Genomic DNA, 18,599 nt, shown 5'->3' with positions numbered 1-18,599 from the left:
GTCCTGTCGGCACGTGGGATCGGTGTGGCTGCCGCGATCGCGCTGATCGTCTGCCTGCTGCAGTCCCCGGGCCAGATCGCCGCCGACACCAAGCTCGACCTGACGGCGAACCCGCTCGGGTTCCTCGCGCGGGCGGCGCACCTGTGGACCCCGAATGCCCCGATGGGGCAGGTCCAGAACCAGGCGTACGGATACTTCTTCCCGCACGGCGCCTTCTTCGCCCTCGGTGATCTGCTGTCGGTCCCGCCCTGGATCGTCCAGCGGTTGTGGTGGGCGTTGCTCCTCACCGTCGGCTTCGTCGGCATCGTGCGTGTCGCGGAGGCGTTGCGACTGGGCTCACCCGCGTCGCGGATCTTCGCGGGCGTCGTCTTCGTCCTGAGTCCGCGCGTCCTCACCACCCTCGGCTCGATCTCGTCGGAGACGCTGCCGATGATGCTGGCGCCCTGGGTCCTGCTGCCGGTGATCCGGGCGCTCGACGCCTCTGCCTCCGATGGTCGGCCGCTCTGGCGGGAGGCCGCACGGTCAGCGGCTGCCGTCGCCCTGATGGGTGCGGTGAACGCGGTCGCCACGGCCGCCGCGCTCGGCGTCGCGGCCATGTGGTGGCTTCTGCACCGGCCACGAGACCGCCGCTGGTGGCGCTTCGGTGCCTGGACCGCCCTGGGCCTGTTCCTGGCGTGCGCGTGGTGGATCGTCCCGCTGCTCATCTTGTCCCGCGTCAGCCCGCCCTTCCTGGATTACATCGAGTCCGCCCGCGTCACGACGCAGTGGACGTCGCTGACCGAGGTCATGCGCGGCGCGAGCTCGTGGACCCCGTTCGTCTCGACCGAGCGTGTCGCCGGCGCGGTCCTCGTCACCCAACCGGCCGCGGTACTGGCCACCGGCACGATCGCCGCTGCGGGACTCGCCGGTCTGTGCATGCGGCACATGCCGTTCCGCGGTCGCCTCGTGGCGATCCTGGGCGTGGGCCTGGTGGTCATGTGTGTCGGCTTCGCCGGGGGTCTCGGGTCGCCGATCGCCGAGCAGGTCCGGGTGTTCCTCGACGGTTCGGGTGCGCCGCTGCGCAACATCCACAAGTTCGAACCCTTCATCCGCATCCCGCTGGTACTCGGTGTCGCGCACCTGCTGGCACGGGTCCCGTTGCCCGGCACCGTCTCCGTTCGGGAGACACTCTCGGCCTTCGCACATCCCCAGCGATCCCGCCCGGTGGCCGCGGCCATCGTGCTGCTGGTGGCGGTCATCGGCGCCGGGTCGCTCATCTGGACCGGTCAGCTCGCTCCCGCCGGCACCTACACCGCGATCCCGAACCACTGGAAGCAGACCGCGGACTGGTTGTCCGAACACAGCGCTCGCCCCGACGACTCGCCACCAGCGCGCGCCCTCGTCGTCCCGGGCGCGCCGTTCGCCGATCAGCTGTGGGGTCTCACCCGCGACGAACCCCTGCAACCGCTCGCCGACGCCCCGTGGGCCGTGCGCGACGCCATCCCGCTGACCCCGCCCGGAGCCATCCGCGCACTCGACTCCGTGCAACGCGAGATCGCCGCCGGCCGGGGGTCACCCGGCCTGGCCGAGACCCTCGCCCAGCAGGGCGTGGGCTTCGTCGTGCTGCGCGCAGATCTCGACCCCGAGACCTCCCGGTCCGCGCGACCCCTCCTCGCGCAGCAGGCACTCGACACCTCCCCCGGCTTGACGCGGGTGGCACAGTTCGGTCCCCAGGTCGGACCGCCGAGCGTCCGGGGCGTGATGCGCGACAACGGTTTGCGACCCACCATGCCCGCCGTCCAGATCTATGCGGTCGAGGCGACGGGATTCGACGGCACCGGCCCCCTCCTCGTCGACGAGCGGGGCATCCCGCGCGTGGCCGGCGGCCCGGAGGCCATCGCGGCGCTCGCCGAAGTACGTGCACGACAAGGCCTTCCGCCTCTCGGACCGGTCCTGCTCGACGCCGATGCCCGACGCGCCGGGATCGCCGACGGCCCACTCATCGTCACCGACACCCCGAGCGACCGCGAAACCGACTTCGGACGGGTCGACGACCACAGCTCCGCCATCCGGTCGGCCGACGACCCGCGGCGCACGCAGAACGCGGCCGCCGACTACCCGGTCGACGATCAGCCGCTCGTCCGCGGGGAATGGCTGCTGGACAACCGGAGTGGCGAGATCGAGGTCACGACGTCGGGCTCGGCATCGGACGCGGTGCAACCGGGACAGACCTCGCCGGCGAACTCCCCCGCCGCGGCCTTCGACGGCAACCCCCAGACGGCCTGGGTCAGCGGCGGACTCGAAGGGGCCGTCGGCCGGTGGATGCGGATCGGGTTCACCACTTCCCAGACGGATCTCGCGTTGTCGCTGACCACCGCGAAGGCCCTCGGCTCGGACGTGACCAGCGTCCTGATCACCACGGAGGCCGGCAGCACCGTGGCGTCGGGGCTCGAGCCGGGTGAGCCGACGACGGTGACCGCCCCGAGCGGCCCGACCCGTTGGATTCAGATCCGCGCCCTGCGCACCGAGGACGGCACCGCCGGAAACCAGTTCGCCCTCGGTGAGGTGGAGGTGTCGAACCTGCGGACCTCCACGCCGCTGCAGATCAGACACCGCGTCGTCCTGCCCGAACTCGGGGCGGGCACCACCGTCGCCCAGTGGCTGCTGTACTCCGAACTCAACGGGCGGGCCTGGTGCGTCGCCGATCCGGCTCGCGAGAAGACTCGCTGCGCACCGGGCCTCGGCCTGTCGCCGGAGACGTCGTCGGTGTTCAGCCGCGCCCTGTCGGTTCCCCAGGACACCGCGGTCACCCCGTCGGCCGTTCTCCGGCCACGTCCCGGCGCCGCACTCGATCGACTGCTCGCCACACCGGGCGGCATGACGGCCACCGGACCGCGACCGGTCACCGACCCCCGCGGCAGCCCGGCCGCGGCCGTCGACGGCGACCCCGGCACCACGTGGACCGCGCCGCAGATCCCCGACGAGGAGAAGCCCGAGGATCGCGAGGACGACGAAGAGCCGGCCGACGACGCCACGCCGACCCTGGTCGTCCACCTGCCCGCCGAGCAGCGCGTCGAATCAGTGAAACTCGTTGCCCCAGGCGACTACCCGGCCACCCCGACCGAGGTCGCCGTCGATCTCGGCACCGGCGAACAGATCCGTGAGGTCGGCAAGGACGGCGTCCTGCGGCTCGACCCGGCGATCACCGACCGCATCGAGATCACCATCCGCGAACAGCGCGACCTGATCGACGTCAACAGCCTCGGCTTCGCGACGCCCGCACCACCGGGCATCGCCGAGGTCGAGGTCTTCCCGGCACCGCGCGCACCCGCTGACGGTGACCGGGTCGTCGAGATCCGCTGCGGCGATGGCCTCGGCATCACCGCCGCCGGTCAGGTGGTCGGGATCTCCGCGCGGACCACCACGGCCGCACTGCGTTCCGGGGAACCAGTGGTGGCCCGTGCCTGCACGCCGGGCGAGCTGCGGTTGCCCGCCGGGCAGCAGGAGGTGTCCGTCAATCCCGGTCAGGCGTTCACCGTCGACGCCGTGTCACTGACGGTCGGGTCGCCGGTGGACGGCGCCGCGACGACCACGCCGGACGTTTCCGAGTGGACCGCGGCGAGTCGTGCGGTGCAGATCGATTCCGGTCCCGAACGCCTGCTCGTGGTCCCCGAATCCACCAACCCGGGCTGGGTCGCGCGGGTCGACGGCCGGGAGTTGTCGCCGGTGGTCGTGAACGGCTGGCAGCAGGGCTGGATCGTGCCGGCCGGGGCGTCGGGCACGGTCGAGCTCACCTACCGGTTCGACTCGCTGTACCGCTGGTCGCTTGTCGTCGGACTCGTGCTGATGGCCCTGCTGCTCGTCGCGGCATGGTGGCCGTCCTCGCGACGGGAGGCCGTCGCCGAACCGCGAACCGTGACCACCGGGCGGTTCACCCTGATGGCTGCCGGTCTGGGGATTCTCGGTGCGTCGTGGTTGTTGTCGGGCTGGTGGGGCCTGGCCGTGGGCATCGGGGTGGGTGTGGTCGCCGCGGCGATCCCGCCGAAAGCCGGGGTGACAACGACCTTCGCGATGATGATGCTCGCGACCGTCGGCCTGACCGCCGGTCCGTGGCACGCCGCCGGCGGCTACCACGGCTGGGAGTGGTGGGTTCAGTTGCCCGCGTTGATCTCGGTGCTGATGACCGGCTGGCTGGTGTTCTGGTCGGCCGGGGAATCCGAAGAATCCGCCGACGAGGAAGCAGCAGCCGGCCGGCTGCGTCGTCGGGTGTCGCGGTTGCGCAACCAGTTCCGCGCCGGTTCCTCGACGAAGGCGTAAGACGCCGCGGCGATCCCGACCGAGAGTCCCAGAGTGATCACCAGGACCAGGAGAGTGTTGCCGTTGAACGGCACGATGCCGAACAGCGGAAAGACTACTGCGAGGACCGCGACGTGCCAGATGAAGATGCCGTAGGACCAGCGTCCCAGCGCGAGCATCACGCGTGAGGTGAGGAACCGGAACGGCCCCGGGTTGCAGACGAGCGGCGCGAGAAGCGCGTAGCCGCACAGCGCACCGAGAGTCATCTTGGCGACGAACTCGATGTTGGTGACGTCGCCGAGACCGGTCGGACCGGCGAAGCGGGTGCACGCCAGCCCGTAGGCGACGACGAGGACCCCGAACATCAGCCACCGGTTCGCGCTGAGCCGTATCGCCAGGTTCATCCACCGCCCGCGTGGCGCTCCTGCGGTGTCGAGCACGCCGGCGACCTCGGCGAGGATCAGGCCGGCGACGAACCACGGCAGGTGACCGAACACCCAGTTCTTGGTCTCCACACCATCGGCGACGGGGAGCGAGGTGCCGACCCAGGCCCAGCCGAGGCTGAGAACGCCGAGCACCACAAGCACCGGGATGCGCGCACCAGCTTGTCGGCCCCGCAACCGCACCAGTGCGAGACCTACGAGCGGGAGCAGCGCGTAGAAGGCGATCTCGACCGACAGGCTCCACATCTGGGTGAGTCCCGCGGTCAGCGTCAGGGGCGCGAAGACCTGGGTCAGGGTGAGGTTGGCGAGCCAGACGTCGAAGTCGGCGCCCTGGGCCTCCGGCAGGAGAAGAAGCACCAGCACGACGACCACGACGTACGCGGGCCAGATGCGGACGGCGCGGTGCTTGAGATACCGCGGGATCGACGGATGCCCGGCACCTCGGTGCGCGGCGTCGACCCACGGCCGCCACAGGAGGAACCCGGAGAGCCCGAAGAACAGCGCGACGGCAAGGTCGAGGCGACCGAGGACGGGGCCGAGGACCGCGATCTCGACGGCCCGCGTCTGGAAGGCCACGTGCGTGATCAGGACGCCGATCGCGGCGAGCGCACGCATGCCCTCGAGTTGCGGGTAGAAGCGTCGCGACGTGGCCGCCGGACCGGCGGCCTCATCGGAGTGCGGCGCGCCGGAGCGGGAATCGGTGTTCGATGCTGCGACTGAGTCGCGGGCGGAGTCGGTGCTGGTCATGCTGGTGACAGGGTAGCCCGGTGGCATCCACTACCCTCGCCACCATGTCTTCGGAGCCGTCCCCGGTGCCCCCATCCGCGGTGGAACAGTCCGCACCTCACCGCTGGTCGACCGCGGATCTGGCCGGACCGACGCTCATCTTCATCGGCAGCTTCCTCGTCGCGGTGACCATCGCGCTGCCGACACTGCTCGTCGGCAACTTCCGCGAGATCCCGCTGAGCACCGACTTCACCACGGTGGCCACCGCCGAGGACGCGACGATCCTCGACCGCTGCTCGCTGGCGACACCCGCGGCACGGACACTCGACGCCGATCTGGTCCGCCAGCAGCGGGTCGTCGCGGTCCAGCCGTCCGACGAACATCGGGTCACGCTGCAGGCCGGCACCTCGGTCCAGGCCGAGACGCTGCGCATCGACGACCGGGCGGTGGAGCCGGAGGACCCGCGGCCCGGCAGTGGCGCCGACGCCGATTCGCCGGACGCCTGCAACGACGCCACGGTCAACGCGGTCAAGGACCGGGTGACCCTCGACCGGGAGACCGCCGAACCGCAGCTGTCCGCGCGCGGGGCGTCGGAAATCCAGTACGACAGCAATCAGGCGCCGGTGCTGGTGCCCGACCGCCGCGGTTTCACCTACCTGCTGCCCTTCGACACCCGCCTGACCGACCACGAGTTCTTCGACGTCGTCACGCGGACGACCGTGCCCCTGAAGTACGACGGCGACACCGAGGTCGTCGGCAAGGACGTCGCCCGGTTCCGCGCCGAGGTCCCCGAGACCGACCTCGCCCGGGCCGCGCTCGGCAGGCCGGTCGGCACGGATGTCGTCATCACCCGGCCGGCATCGTGGTTCGGCATCGACGGCCCGCGCCGCGACCTGACTGCCACTCTGCGACACCGCAGTTCGTGGGACCTGGCCGTCGAACCGCGGACGGGCACGATCGTCGACGCGAAGATCACCGTCGACGAGTTCTACGCCTTCCCCGACGGCACTCCCGGTGTGCCGGCGGACTTCCGGCTGCCGCACCTGCAGGCGACCTTCTCCTACGACGACACGACACAGTCCCAGATGTCGCGTCTGGCTTCGGATCTCGCGACGCCGATCACGATCTGGGGTCGTATCGTGCCGATCGTGACCGGCGTCCTCGGCGTCGCCGCGCTGGTCGTCGGGGCGCTCCTGATCAACCCGGCGTGGATGCCCGCGAGGTTCCGGCGGTCCGGCGGCGGTGGCACCGCCGGAACCGACGGATAGAACTCAGGAAGCAGCCTCGGCCGCAAGACGGCCGAGGGTGTCCTCGAGCTGGGCCTCGGTCACGAGCGGGAACTTCACCTGCTCGAGGAGCTTCTTGTCGGTGACCTTCGACCAGTCGTAGGTGTGCCGGACCAGCGTCTCGTTGGGGCCCTGGGCTTCCAGCTCCCACAACCACTCCCAGCCGGGAGGCTCGGTGCCGGCGGGAGTCGTCTTCCACGCCAGCAGCTTGTCCTTGGCGTACCCGGTGACGTGGTTGTCGGTCTTGTACTCGCCGCCCATGTGGTCGCCCGCCATGTTCATCGTGAACACTTCACCGACGTTCTGGATGCGATCGGCGTGGTCGACGCCGCGGATGAACCCCGAACCGTCGAGTGCCTGATGCCTCTCGGGATTGGAGAGGACGTCGAACACCGCGTCGACCGGTGCCTCGATGACTCGTTGGACAGTGACCTTGGTGACTCCGTTGTCGCTCATCTGTCCACCCTGCCGAAACATCCGGAGCTCGGCAACGTCCCTGCTGAGACTCGACGATCAGCGGGTGAGCGCCCACGTGACGACGGCCGCGATCGTCACCGCGACGGCCGCGGTGGCCGCCATCCCGACCACCGAGCCGGCGACGGTGAGGATGACCACCACCTCGAGCCCCACGACGATCCAGGTCACGAAGGACACCCGGGTGCGATCGCGGGCGATCGTCGACAGCAGCACCACCTGGAGCACGGACAGGGCCGCGCCGATGTAGGCGAAGAGCCACAGGAGCGGGACGAGTTCGTCGTAACCGTCGCCGAAGACGATCGGCACCAACGGGCCCGCGAGCCCGGCGCCCAGGGTCAGGACCACGCCAACGCCGGCGACCACCGCCACCGCCTGCCGCAGCGAGACCCGAGACCGGGCGGGGTCGGCGAGGCGTGGGTAGAAGACGACGCCGATGGCCTGGGGCAGCCAGAACGCGACCTTGGTGGCGATCGCGCCGAGCGCGTACACCCCGACCGACTCGGCGTCGAGAACCCGGGGCGACAGCAGGAGATCCACCGACGACGCCACGATCAGCACCAGCTGCACCTGCGACGCGCGGACGACGCTGAGAACCCCGACCGTGCCCGCGTCCGACACCCGCTCCCCGACCCTCCCGACGACCGCCCAGACCACGACCGCCGACACCGCGGCGCCGATGGTCCCGGCCAGCAACCCACCCGCAGGACCGGCGCCCAGCACGAAGGCGCCGACGATCGGCATCGAGCGCAGGATCCCGACCGCGGCCAGCACCCACGACAACGTCCGGAACTCGCCGCGCCCCTGCAGGATGCCTTGACCTGCGGCGATCAGCGCCAGCAACGGGGCAGCGCCGAGGGCGGCCAGCGTCGTCACCGCATCGGTGCGCATCAGCAGGGCGACCAGCGGTGTGGCGACCGCGACCAGGAGGACCACATACAGGGTCGTCTGAATCCCCACCCGCCGCAGACGGCGCTCGTCGCAGCCCAGGACCACCTCGCGGGCGACGACGTTCTGCAGCGCCAGTGCGGGCACACCCAGCACGAGCATCGCCGACAGCAGGACCGCGAATTCGCCGTACTCGCTGACGTCCAGGTACCGCGCGCTCGCCGCGAGATGCACCACGTACATGCAGATGTTGGCGACCATCGATCCGACGGCGACCGACCCGACGGCGCCGACGGTTCCCGACGAGGCCCCTTGTCGCCGGGTCGGACGGGTCTGCTGCATGGCACAAGTGTGCCGAGTTGGTACCGGCTCGCGCGCACAGGGTGCTTTGCACCGGTCATCGGCCATAGGCAACGATGGGTAGGCTGCAGAATTCACGAACGAGAGATATCGATGTACGACGACAACACGACCTACGACACCGAATCGACCGATGTCGGTTCGCGTATCGATCCGGTGCTGGCCCGAAGCTGGCTCCTGGTCAACGGCGCCCACTACGCGAAGTTCGAGCCGGCGGCTCGCTCGCGCGCCGACATCGTCGTGCTCGACATCGAAGACGCCGTGGCTCCCAAGGACAAGGTCGAGGCGCGGAACAACGTCGTGCGCTGGATCGGCCCCAAGGACGGCTCCGGCCCCGGCGCGGGTGAATGGGTCCGCATCAACGGCTTCGGCACCCCGTGGTGGGCCGATGACCTCGAGGCACTCGCCCAGACCGCGATCGGCGGCGTGATGCTGGCGATGGTCGAGTCCGTCGACCACGTGACCGAGACCGCCAAGCGCCTACCGGGCCTCCCGATCGTCGCTCTCGTCGAGACCGCCCGCGGACTCGAGCGGATCAGCGAGATCGCCTCCGCCAAGGGCACCTTCCGCCTCGCCTTCGGTATCGGTGACTTCCGCCGGGATACCGGCTTCGGCGACAGCCCGCAGACCCTCGCCTACGCCCGGTCGCGATTCACCATCGCCGCCAAGGCCGCTCACCTTCCCAGTGCCATCGACGGCCCGACCGTCGGTTCGAGCGCCCTCAAACTGAGCGAGGCCACCGCGGTGAGTGCGGAGTTCGGCATGACCGGCAAGATCTGCCTGACGCCCGCGCAATGCGCCCCGGTCAACGAGGGCCTGTCGCCGTCCCAGGACGAGATCACCTGGGCGCGGGAGTTCTTCGCGGAGTTCGAGCGCGACGGCGGGGAGATCCGCAACGGTTCGGACCTCCCCCGCATCGCACGCGCCACCAAGATCCTCGACCTCGCGCGCGCCTACGGCATCACCGAGTCGGAGTTCGACGACGACCCGGTGCACGCACCCGCGCCGTCGGACACCCACCACTTCTGAGCCACCCGGGCCGCGGTGTTCTCCGGACGGTTGCTCCCGACGCTCTACCTGGTGAGTGCCGTTGCGGCCGTGGCCGTCCTGGCGCCGCTGCTCCCCGGATCGATCGGCGTCGGACCCGGTTACCTGCTGTACCGGGACGCGGTGTCGACGCCGCGTACCCATGTCACCGACACCACGTTGGGCATCGGTGACCTACCGCCGCGCGCGGTGCCGCAGGACTGGTTCGTCGCGATGGCGTCGACAGTGGTCGACGGTGGCACGGTGGTCACCGCGATCCTGCTGGCCGCCTTGGTGTTCGCGGGTGTCGGCTTCGGCCGATTGGCATTCCGGCTCGTCCCCGGCGCCGGGCGTACGGGCGCGGCGGCCGCCGCTCTCGCGGCGATCTGGAATCCCTATGTCGCCGAACGTCTCCTGCAGGGGCACTGGAGTCTGCTGGTCGGGTACGCCGCGCTGGGCTGGATTCTCGTTGCGGCATCGGAACTTCGGGATCACCACGACGCGGCGCGGTTTCTCCGGCTGGGTGGTTTGCTGGCCGCTGCGGGGTTGACACCGACGGGATCGGTGCTCGCCGGGGTCGTGCTGATCGTGGGGCTCGGGTGCCGTCCGGTCGGCCTGCGCCCCGCACTCATCGCCGCCGGACTGTGGGTCCTGAGCACTCTGTCGTGGGTCGTGACGGCCGTGATCAGCGACGCCACCACGACTTCCGCCGCCGCCGGCGTCGATGCGTTCGGCCTCCGGTCGGAGCCGGGCCTGGGACCGGTGGGAACCGTCCTTTCGCTGGGCGGCATCTGGAACGCTGATGCGGTGCCCACCAGTCGCTCCATCTGGTGGGCGGCGATCGCGACGCTGTGCCTGCTGCTCGTGGTCGCGATGGGCGCCGTCCACCTCTTCCGTCGTCGGACGACCCTCGATCCGCTGGTGCGAGGAATCGCCGCACTGTCTGTCGCCGTCGCGGTTCTGCTGATCGGCGGCAGCTTCGGTCCGGGAGAGTGGTTGCTGGAGTTCGCGGTCGAACACGTCCCCGGTGCCGGTCTGCTCCGCGACACCCAGAAGTTCTCCGCACTGCTCGTCCCCGGGGTCACGCTGGCCGTGGCCGGTGCGGTCGCGGCGGCCTGCCGGCGCGTGCCGTCGGGCTTCGCGTTCGTCGGGGTCGTGTTACTCGTCGTCGCCCCGCTGCCCGATCTCGCCTGGGGCGCCGGTGGTTCGGTGCGGCCGGTGGCCTACCCCGACGACTGGGCCGCGGTGGCGGAGATCGTGCCCGGCGATCAGGGATCGGTGGCCCTGTGGCCCGCGGACACCGTGCGGCACTACCGGTTCGCAGATGGCGTCTCGCTGGATCCCGCGGCGCGGATGCTGCGGGCCCCGGTGATCGAGTCGGGCGCACTGACCGTTGACGGCGAGGTCGTCGATCCGCCGAGCGAGCACGCTGCGGCCGTGGCGTCGGCGCTCGAAGCCGGCGGCGCCCCCGATGATCTCGCGACGCTCGGTGTGGGTTGGGTTCTCGTCGAGAACGATTCCCCGCCCGCTCGGCTCGCGGCGGACGCGCGCCTCGTCCACGACGGGGACGATCTGCGGCTGTACCGGGTAGACGATCCGGCCGATCATGGTGCGGGAGCCACCGATCGGGCGCTGGCGATCGCCGCACACCTTCTCTGGGCGGCGATGCTGGTCGCCGGCGTCGCGGGTGCGCTCGTCGTCAGCGCGCGAGAACGACGTCGAACGTCTCGATGAACCCGTCGCAGGTGGCCGCCCAGGAGTAGCGCCCCGCGCGTACCCGCGCGTTGTCCCCGAGTCGCTGGGCCTCGTCCGGGTTGTCGATGAGTTTCCGTGTGGCGCTGACCAGTTCGTCGACCCCGTCGACGAGCAGACCGGTGTTGCCGTCGTCGATGGAGTCGGTGAGACCGACCGAGCTGCGGTAGCCGATGGTCGGGACCCCGTGCTGCGCGGCTTCGACGACCGCCAGACCCCACCCCTCTTTGCGCGAGGGCATGAGGTGGACCCTGGCCTGCGAGAGCAGCTCGTGCTTCCGTTCCTCACCGACGTGGCCGTGGAAGGTGACCGCGTCGGCGACTTCGAGTTCGGTGGCCGCCGAGCGCAGTTCGTCGGACCACCAGCCGCCACCGATGACATCGAGCTCGACGTCGATTCCGGAACGTCGCAGCTGAGCCAGGACCGTCAGCGCGTCCTCGACCTGCTTGTGCGGCACCAGGCGCGACAGGACACACAGACGCACCGGCTCGCCGGCGTCGTCAGACGGCCGCACGGCGAGCACTGCACCGGTGGGGACGGGGTCGATGCCGTTGCGCACGACGGAGATCCGATCCGCGTCGACGCCGAGCGCGACGAGCTCGGCCTTCGACGGCGTGGACACCGTGACATAGCGGTTCCGGCGATGGACCCTCGGCGAGAGTCGTGACTCGATGAACCAGCCGACGTGCCCGAGCAACCGGCCGGCGACCGGCCATTGTTCGCGGTGGCAATGGTGGACCAGCACCACGGTCGGCGCCGAGGTGACGGCGGTCGCGAAGAACGGCACCCCGTTCTGGGTGTCGACGACGACCTCCGGCCGACAGTCCCGGAGCGGTCCGAAGCCGAGGCGACCGGCCAGGATCGTCGCCAGCATGCGCGGGTAGACGCTGATCCGCCCGCCGGCGCGCACGAACCGCATGCCGTCGCGGTACTCCTCCTCGGCGGCGCCCGGATACGCCGAGGTCAGGAAGGTGACGCGGGCGCCGCGTCGGGCCAGTTCGGCGCCGACGCGTTCCAGATAAGTCTCACTGCCACCGCCCTGAGGGTGGCGGGTATCCCGCCAGCACAGCAGCAGGACGTCGGAAGGTACGCGCATCGCACGACAGCCTACCGCCGAGTAGCTGGTGAACTGCCACGACCCGGTCGATTAGAGTTTCCCGACGATGACGACCACGACTTCCGGCCGCGACCGTATGGCCCGGCTGGCCACCCTGCGGCGCGCGGCCGGGCTGCTGAACGACTTCCGGTACGAGCAGTCCGATCCTGCCCGCTTCTACGGCGCCCTGGCGACCGACACCGCCGACATGGTGCAGGCGTTCGTCCCCGACCTCGACGGCGGCGTCATCCTCGACGTCGGCGGTGGTCCCGGCTACTTCGCCGACGCCTTCCGCGCCCGGGGCGCGCACTACATGTCGGTCGAGCCGGACCCGACGGAGATGCATGCCGGTGGTCTCGAACATCGCGGGTCGGTCCGCGGGTCGGGCCAGAATCTACCCTTCGCCGACGACTGCATCGACGTGACGTTGTCGTCGAACGTCGTCGAGCACACGTCGACCCCGTGGGAGATGGCCGAGGACATGCTGCGCGTGACCCGTCCGGGCGGCGTCGTCATCATCAGCTACACGCTGTGGTGGGGTCCCTTCGGCGGCCACGAGATGGGACTGACCCACTACCTCGGGGGACACCGCGCGGCGCGTCTCTACACCCGTCGCCACGGCCATCCGCCCAAGAACCTCTTCGGGACCTCGCTGTTCGCCGTCCACGCCACCGACGGCCTGCGCTGGGCGGGATCGGTGACCGATCGGGCCGAACTCCTGGCCGCGTTCCCGCGCTACATCCCGCGCTGGATGTGGTGGGTCATGCGCGTCCCCGGCTTGCGCGAGGTGCTGGGCACCAACCTCGTGCTGGTGCTGCGCAAGAGGTAATCCCTGGCTCACGGGTGCTACTCCGCCGACAGGTCGGCGGTGCAGTTCAGCGTGCCGCCCTGGCTGGTCGCGGTTGCGAGCTGCTGCCCGTCGACGAGGATGCTGCAGGTGACCGGGCCGCGCACGACGATGGCCGACAGGGTCGCCTTGTCGCCCTTCACGTTCACCCGCTGCGACCAGGGCGACCCGGTGGCCGCGATGACGGTCGGTGGACCGCCGCCCTTGCTGAAGCTCAGTGCCACGACGTCGCCGTTGCCGGTGAGCTGATAGACCACCGTCGCCGGACCCGGCTTCTTGGTCGGAGTCGACGTCGTCTCCTCGGTCGTGGTCGTGGTGGTGGTCGGGGACGAACTGGTCGTCGTCTCCTCGCTGGTGGCGGTCGTCGACGACGAGGCCGCCGCCGCGGAGGAGCCGTCGTCGCCGCCGGACCTCGAGACCAGCGCGACGACCAATCCGAGGATCACCAGAGCGGCCAGCGCCACCAGCGCGAGACCGATGGTGCGTCCTTTCGACGATCCGCCGCGCGGGGGCTCATCACCCTGGGGTGCGCCGTATGGCGACGCCGCGTACGGCGAGCCACCGGTGTATTGGGGGTCCGCGTACTGGGGCTGACCGTAGTGGGGTTCGCCGTATTGGGGCCCGGGGTGCGGCTCGGTGTACGGGCCGGGATACGGCTCACCGGCATGCGGCTGGGTGTAGGCCTGCGACGGCGGCGCCGAAGGGTCGAAGTCGGGATCGAACTGTCGGGTCTCCGGCGGATCGTTCCGCGGATTGTTCGGATCGCCCTGGGGTGGTCGCGTCATGCGGACGATTCTGTCATCCGGTTCCTGATATCGGTCTGTGACCACGCGGCCCGGGCAGAACCCGGGCCGCGTGGTCACAGATCAGGAGCGGGACATCAGAGGTCGGCGATCGCCTCGAGAGGCCCAGTCCGGGCGGCACGGACCGCCGGCCACAGCGCCGCGAGCACGCCGACCACCGCCGAGGCGACCAGCGTGATCACGATCAGCGACCACGGGATCACCGGCGCACCCAGCCCCCACGCCGCGAGCGTGCGCACCAGGGCCACACCGATCAGCGTTCCGAGGATCACGCCGACCACGGCGCCGAAGATCGAGATCAGCACGGATTCCAGGTAGATCGACCGACGCACCTGACCCCGGACCATGCCGATCGCTCGCAACATACCGATCTCGCGCTTACGCTCCACCACCGACAACGCCAGGGTGTTGATGATGCCGAGCACCGCGATCAGCAGCGCCAGGCCGAGCATCGCGTAGAGCGTGGCCAGCATCTGGTCGATCTGCGCGGAGATCTGACCCTTGAACTGGTCGCGGTCCTTGACCTGGACGGTCAGGAACCCGGCGGTCGCGTCCTCGAGCCCGGTCCGCAGGGTCTCCAGGTCGGCGCCGGCCTCGGCCTTCACGAAGACCGTGACGTCGAAACGCGCCGGGGGCGGGACCAGGCGCTCGTAGACCGCCGGGCCGACGACCCACGGCTGGAGGGCCTCGTTGTCGGCATAGATGCCGGCGATGGGGACCTGAACCTGCTCACCGATGGGTGAGGTGAAGTTCAGGACCTGACCACGCTCCCAGCCCTTCGTCATGGCGGTGCGGTGACTGATCAGCATCCCGTCGGCCGGCAGCGCCGACGACGCGCCGTCCTCCATGTCCATCACCGTGACGTCGTTCAGCGGTCCACCGAGCGCGGAGAATCCCTGCACCGGCTGGTCGTCGACCTTCGCCTGGACGACACCGAACGAGACCACCTCGCCGACGCCCGGCACCTTCTCCACCGAGGGACCCACCGTGGGTGGCAGCGGCCCCTGGTTGGTGCCCGAGAGGATGTAGTCGGCGGTGATACCGGAGTCGACGGCATCGTCGACCGTGCCCTTGAACGACTGGCCGAGCGTGCCGATGATCGCCACCAGCATCAGTCCGAGCGTCAGTGCGAATGCCGTCGCAGCCGAACGTCGGGGATTACGAACAGCATTCGTGCGCGCGAGGCGTCCGATCGTGCCGAACGGCGCACCGATCGCGCGGCCGAGCACCCCCACGAACGGACGTGAAGCCGCCGGACCCACCAGCACCGCGGCCAGCACCGCACCGGCCGCGCCCGCACCGACCGTCAGTGCCGGCCCGGAGCCCTCGTCCGTCGCGCCGATCACGATCGCGACGATCGAGGCCAGGCCGATGACCACGCCGATGATGGTGCGATTGCGCAGGGATGCCGATCCCTCGGCCGCCGACGCGCGCATCGCCTCGACCGGCGGCACCCGTGCAGCACGGGCGGCGGGCACCCAGGCGCTGATCATCGTGACGACGACGCCGACCAGGATGCCCGCGAGCACCGCACCGACCCCGATCGTCAGCTCGCCCTCGGGCAGTCCTGACGTCGCGCTGATGACCGCCTTGAGCACGGCAGCGAGGCCGATACCGATGCCCAGACCCAACGCACCGCCGAGCACACCGACGACGAACGCCTCGAACAGAACCGATCGGGATACCTGTCGCTGACTCGCCCCGACCGCCCGCAGCAGCGCGAACTCGCGGTTACGCTGCGCCACGATCATCGAGAAGGTGTTGTAGATGATGAACGTGCCGACGACCAGACCGATCGCCGCGAACGCGAGCAGGATGTACTGGAAGATCTGCAGGAACTCGTTGACCTGTTCCTTCTGGTCCTCCCGAACCTGATCGCCGGTCCGCACCTCGTACAGATCGGCATCGGCGCCGAGGAAGGTGCGCACCCGCTCCTGCAATTGCTTCGGGGACACCCCGTCAACGGCCGACATGTCGACGAGCCCGACGTGGCGCCCGTCGGTGAAGAGGTTCGACGCGGTCGCCGCGTCGAACTGTGCGTTGACGTACCCGCCGGTCGAGGCGGGCAGGTCGATCAGTCCGACGACGGTGACGTCGAGCGGGGTGGAATTGCCCTGGCCGATGACGACCTTGGTCTTCGACCCGACCGTCAGCCCGGCCTCCTCGGCCGCCGAGGAGTTCAGGGCGATCTCACCGGCGTTGGCCGGCCCGCGACCACCTGGCAGAATCCGGGACTCGTCGGGATCGAGCGCCTCGTTCTCCGGGATGTAGGTGGTGCCGACGCTCGGCGCGCCACCCGTCTGGATGGCCTTGCCGTCGGAGTCGGCGACGGTGACCAACCCGCTGTTGTTGACGACGAGCTTGTCGATGCCGAGTGCGGTGCGCTGCTCACGCAACTGGTCGACCACCCACAGCGGAACGCCCGGCGACTGCCGATCAGCGGGCGTCACCTCGACCGCCACGCCCTGCGCGGCACTGTCGAAGATGTCGGTGAAGGCCTTCGAGACGGAATTGGTGAACACGATCGAACCGACGACGAAGGACGTGCCGAGAACGATCGAGAAGAGGGTGAGGAACAGACGTAGCTTGTGCGCCCGCAGGTTTCGGAGCGAAACCCGGCGCATCACCGATGAAGACGCCACGGCTCAGAGGGCTTTGGAGGTCTCGGCGGGAGCCGACTGGGACGAGGCGTCGGTGTGGTGGACCCCATCGAGGTTCTTCATCACCTCGAAGACGTCGTCGGCACTCGGGCGGGCGAGTTCCTGCACGATCTGGCCGTCGGCCAGGAACACCACACGGTCGGCGTACGACGCCGCGCGCGGATCGTGGGTCACGATCACGACGGTCTGGCCGAACTCGTCGGTGGCCGCACGCAGGATCGACAGGACCTCACCCGAGGACCGCGAGTCGAGGTTGCCGGTGGGCTCGTCGCCGAAGATGATGGCCGGCTTGCCGATCAGAGCGCGGGCACACGCCACTCGCTGCTGCTGACCGCCGGAGAGCTCGCTCGGCAGGTGCCCCAGACGATCGGTGATGCCGAGGCGTTCGGTGACGGCGTCGAACCACTCGGTGTCGACGGTACGGCCGGCGATGTCGACCGGAAGGGTGATGTTCTCCTTCGCGGTGAGCGTCGGCACCAGGTTGAACGCCTGGAAGACGAACCCGATGCGGTCGCGGCGGAGCATCGTCATCGCCTTGTCGGACAACTCGGTGAGATCGGTGTCGCCGATGTGGACGCGGCCGTCGCTCGCGACGTCCAGGCCGGCGAGGCAGTGCATCAGCGTCGACTTGCCCGACCCCGACGGACCCATGATGGCGGTGAACTCGCCCTCGCGGAACTGGATCGAAACGCTCTTCAGTGCCTCGACGGCGGTGTCGCCCGTGCCGTACCGCTTGGACAGGTTCTCCGCACCCGCAGCCACTCCGTATTTCGGCGCTCCGGCATCGCGGGCGGCCGCATCAGTCGTCGTCATGCCCTCAACGGTGCCAAATCCGACGCCGAATGGCTATCAGGTAACCCCCTGACACCACCCTGAGGCGGGAATTGTCACACCCTCCCATCCGCTCCCCGAGTGGCCCCGAGCCCGCGGAGGGACTACTTCGGCAGCTGAACCTCGAACGAGTGGACGCGGGTGGGCGCCCCGGCGTTCTGGGAGACGACGAGCAGGGTCCGGCTGCGTGCCTTGGCGAACGGGGTGTCGGGATGCCAGTTGCCCCAGGCGAGGCCCGACATGTCGCCGGTGACGAGGCGCGGCGTGCCGGTTGTGGAGAAGATGCGACGCTTCGGCATCACCTTCTCCTTGCCGGAGAGCTTCTTCGTACCGGCCACCGACGTCGCGCCGCGGGTGGTCGTCCAGAAGATGTTGGTCAGCTTGCCCGCACCACGCTCGAGGACCAAGAAGTCGGTGGAATTGATCGCCAGCACGTCGGCCGCGACCTTGTTGGCGTCGGTGCGGTAGACGAACTCGCGGTTGGGCTTGCCGAAGGTGAGCAGACGCGCCGAGGTGCGGCCGTCCTGCTTGAGTCCGCCCGCGGTCAGCACCGAGACCTGCCCCTGCGGACCGACCGCGACGCCGGTGAGCCCGCGCTGCCCGGCGACGCCCGACTTGGACGAGGGACGCCACGCGGCCGGCAGCGGGAGGTCGCGGGTGAACTGGCCCAGCGGGCCGATCTGCCGGACGAACTGGTTGTTGCCGCCGCTGACGACGGTGTAGCCGCCGTTGGTCTTGCGGATGCCCTCGAACTGCGCGCCGCCGGGCAGCAGCGGCACAAACCACGGTCCGAGAACGGTACCGCCGCCGTTGAGTGCCGGTCGACCCACGAATGATGCGGTCTCCGAGGAGTATCCGATCCGAGCGGTGAAGAACCGTGCGGGGAGCACGTCCTCGGCGATCAGGGCGTACTGACCGTTACCGGTCCGGTCCAGGCCGGTGATCCGGTTGAACGTCGGGACGAAGTCGCCGAGCGTCGTCGTGTCGGTGTAGTACGCGCTGACGCCGGCGCCGGAAGCCGGTGCGGCCGTGGCTGGTTGAACTGCGAGCGGAGAGGACAACCCGAGTACACATGCACCGGCGATCGTGGCCCCCCACAAACGTAGCTTCATGAGGGGCACGATACCTCAAC

The 18,599-nt window shown here is 69.9% G+C and carries 12 protein-coding genes and 1 pseudogene; 5 read left to right on the top strand and 8 right to left on the bottom strand.

Annotated features, from left to right (window positions below):
- Nucleotides 1–24: 24 nt before the first annotated feature.
- Nucleotides 25–3,303 (top strand): annotated as a pseudogene (locus C5O27_RS23195) (DUF3367 domain-containing protein); the annotation flags it as partial.
- 827 nt (nt 3,304–4,130) lie between these two features.
- Here C5O27_RS23195 and C5O27_RS06315 read toward each other — a convergent pair.
- Complete coding sequence (locus C5O27_RS06315; protein ID WP_164905306.1) at nt 4,131–5,465, bottom strand: acyltransferase family protein; 1,335 nt, start codon at nt 5,463–5,465, stop codon at nt 4,131–4,133.
- A 44-nt stretch (nt 5,466–5,509) separates the two neighbouring features.
- Between C5O27_RS06315 and pgfA the strand changes: the two genes are divergently transcribed.
- Nucleotides 5,510–6,712, top strand: a complete 1,203-nt coding sequence (gene pgfA, locus C5O27_RS06310) for a cell envelope lipid trafficking protein PgfA (protein WP_208651444.1) — start codon at nt 5,510–5,512, stop codon at nt 6,710–6,712.
- Between the two features lie 3 nt (nt 6,713–6,715).
- Here pgfA and C5O27_RS06305 read toward each other — a convergent pair whose 3' ends face one another.
- The gene (locus C5O27_RS06305) at nt 6,716–7,186 is read right to left on the bottom strand and encodes an SRPBCC family protein (protein WP_006357104.1); all 471 of its coding nucleotides are present in this window, start codon (nt 7,184–7,186) and stop codon (nt 6,716–6,718) included.
- Between the two features lie 57 nt (nt 7,187–7,243).
- Nucleotides 7,244–8,434: a lipopolysaccharide biosynthesis protein gene (locus C5O27_RS06300; RefSeq protein WP_208651442.1), complete on the bottom strand. Its 1,191-nt coding sequence runs from the start codon at nt 8,432–8,434 to the stop codon at nt 7,244–7,246.
- A gap of 111 nt (nt 8,435–8,545) precedes the next feature.
- Here C5O27_RS06300 and C5O27_RS06295 point away from each other — a divergent pair, with 111 nt between their 5' ends.
- Together C5O27_RS06295 and C5O27_RS06290 are read left to right on the top strand one after the other, a co-directional pair.
- A complete protein-coding gene (locus C5O27_RS06295; RefSeq protein ID WP_005196473.1) occupies nt 8,546–9,481 on the top strand; it encodes an HpcH/HpaI aldolase/citrate lyase family protein in 936 nt (311 codons plus the stop codon).
- Between the two features lie 15 nt (nt 9,482–9,496).
- Nucleotides 9,497–11,212 (top strand): MmpA family trehalose lipid delivery protein, encoded by a 1,716-nt coding sequence (locus tag C5O27_RS06290; RefSeq protein ID WP_127962211.1) that lies wholly within the window; start codon nt 9,497–9,499, stop codon nt 11,210–11,212.
- On the opposite strand, the gene C5O27_RS06285 is transcribed toward C5O27_RS06290, so the two are convergent.
- A complete protein-coding gene (locus C5O27_RS06285; RefSeq protein ID WP_127962210.1) occupies nt 11,178–12,326 on the bottom strand; it encodes a glycosyltransferase family 4 protein in 1,149 nt (382 codons plus the stop codon). The genes C5O27_RS06290 and C5O27_RS06285 overlap by 35 nt on opposite strands.
- Before the next feature lie 67 nt (nt 12,327–12,393).
- On the opposite strand from C5O27_RS06285, the gene C5O27_RS06280 reads away from it, so the two are divergent.
- On the top strand, nt 12,394–13,155 hold the full coding sequence (locus C5O27_RS06280; protein ID WP_127962209.1) for a class I SAM-dependent methyltransferase: 762 nt from the start codon (nt 12,394–12,396) through the stop codon (nt 13,153–13,155).
- 17 nt (nt 13,156–13,172) lie between these two features.
- On the opposite strand, the gene C5O27_RS06275 is transcribed toward C5O27_RS06280, so the two are convergent.
- From C5O27_RS06275 to C5O27_RS06260, 4 genes are all read right to left on the bottom strand, one after another.
- Entirely contained in the window at nt 13,173–13,958 is a 786-nt protein-coding gene (locus C5O27_RS06275; protein WP_127962208.1) for a hypothetical protein, read from the bottom strand.
- Nucleotides 13,959–14,053: 95 nt separating this feature from the next.
- Nucleotides 14,054–16,600, bottom strand: a complete 2,547-nt coding sequence (locus tag C5O27_RS06270; protein ID WP_127963776.1) for an ABC transporter permease — start codon at nt 16,598–16,600, stop codon at nt 14,054–14,056.
- 21 nt (nt 16,601–16,621) lie between these two features.
- Entirely contained in the window at nt 16,622–17,449 is an 828-nt protein-coding gene (locus C5O27_RS06265) for an ABC transporter ATP-binding protein (RefSeq protein WP_127962207.1), read from the bottom strand.
- Nucleotides 17,450–17,571: 122 nt separating this feature from the next.
- Complete coding sequence (locus C5O27_RS06260; RefSeq protein ID WP_040537150.1) at nt 17,572–18,579, bottom strand: esterase-like activity of phytase family protein; 1,008 nt, start codon at nt 18,577–18,579, stop codon at nt 17,572–17,574.
- Nucleotides 18,580–18,599: the final 20 nt, after the last annotated feature.

This window comes from Gordonia alkanivorans (genome assembly GCF_004011905.1).
In the GTDB taxonomy this organism is placed as follows: domain Bacteria; phylum Actinomycetota; class Actinomycetes; order Mycobacteriales; family Mycobacteriaceae; genus Gordonia; species Gordonia alkanivorans.
The sequence above is the reverse complement of the archived record's forward strand: the minus strand, read 5'-3'. Positions and strand labels throughout refer to the sequence as shown.